At 62.0% G+C, this 1,135-nt stretch carries 1 protein-coding gene and 2 tRNA genes; all 3 read right to left on the bottom strand.

Annotation, left to right across the window (positions count from 1 at the left end):
• Positions 1-77: 77 nt before the first annotated feature.
• Positions 78-152 (bottom strand) — tRNA-Met (locus PARACOCCUSGL_RS0120085).
• Between the two features lie 89 nt (positions 153-241).
• Positions 242-314: transfer RNA gene (locus tag PARACOCCUSGL_RS22125), tRNA-OTHER, on the bottom strand.
• A 141-nt stretch (positions 315-455) separates the two neighbouring features.
• Positions 456-1,001, bottom strand: a complete 546-nt coding sequence (locus PARACOCCUSGL_RS0120090; protein WP_010401020.1) for a hypothetical protein — start codon at positions 999-1,001, stop codon at positions 456-458.
• Positions 1,002-1,135 lie beyond the last annotated feature (134 nt).

Below are 1,135 nucleotides of genomic sequence, written 5' to 3' on the forward strand. Positions count from 1 at the left end.
CGTCTCGACGGAAATCAACACCCGCGCATCTTGCTTACAAGGCAAGCGCTCTACCTGATGAGCTAGATCGGCGAAAATGGTTGCAGCGGCTGGATTCGAACCAGCGACCTAAGCGTTATGAGCGCCCCGAGCTACCTCTGCTCTACGCTGCAAAGCGGCCTGCCGGGTGCGCATCGTTGAGAGGCGGGGCAGGCTCACCCGGATGCTTGCGGCGATCAACCCGCGCAGAGCCGGAGACGGATGGAAGCGGAGGCGCGAGTCGAACGCGCGTGAACGGGCTTATGAGACCCGCCGGGATACCGATCCTCCCCGCTGGAATCAAAAAGCCCGGCGTGAACCGGGCATAATAAAGGCTTTGGCTGCCCCGAGTTTTAACGGAGCAACTCCGGCCAGCACCGCGGCACCGCAGGATAAGGCCAATTCGCGCTTGACACTGGCATATTCTGCGGAACGAATCAAGCCCCTGCTGCCTTCCTGACCGCCAAAGGGTCAAGCTTTACAGGCACAACGCGGCCCATAAGGTCCATTTCCGCCCTGATCACCGGGAACAGGTCTTGGGCATTCTGGACCAGCGCCGAGAAGCGGGCGATTTCGCCGGCAAGCGGCCCCTCCCGGATTTCCAGCAGATCCCCCGGCATGAACGCGGCGTAATCAGCAATAGCCTTGCGGTTGCCCTCGATCCGCTTGGCCTCGTGGTATTTGGCGTCAACGCGATCCCGCAACGCGCTGAACTGACGAACCGCTGCCGATGACAGCCAATGGAACGTGCCGCCGAGGTATCGCACCTGCGACAGGTACCGCATCTGCTGAATGGTCGGGCGGAGCCAGATGTAATTGTGCAGCGCGGGGTACTCATATGGCTCGGCGGTCCGCTGTTTGCCCCGGCGCTCGAACTGGATGCGGGTCCCTCGCCAGTGATCAATCCCGAAGCGGGACAGGTCATCCATCGCCACAAACTCCTTGCCGGTGATGGCGTAGCCCAAAAGGTCCTGCTTGCTCATCTGTCCCTCGTGATCTGCTTGATCTTCTGCCGCGACTTGCGCCGCTCTGCCTGCCGTGCCTTGCGGGCTGCTTCTCGCTCTGCCGCGCTGATGCGGCGTCTGCGCTTGCTTGGGGGTGGGTGGAGGTCGGTCAT

This window comes from Paracoccus sp. TRP (assembly GCF_000185925.1).
In the GTDB taxonomy this organism is placed as follows: Bacteria; Pseudomonadota; Alphaproteobacteria; order Rhodobacterales; family Rhodobacteraceae; genus Paracoccus; species Paracoccus kondratievae.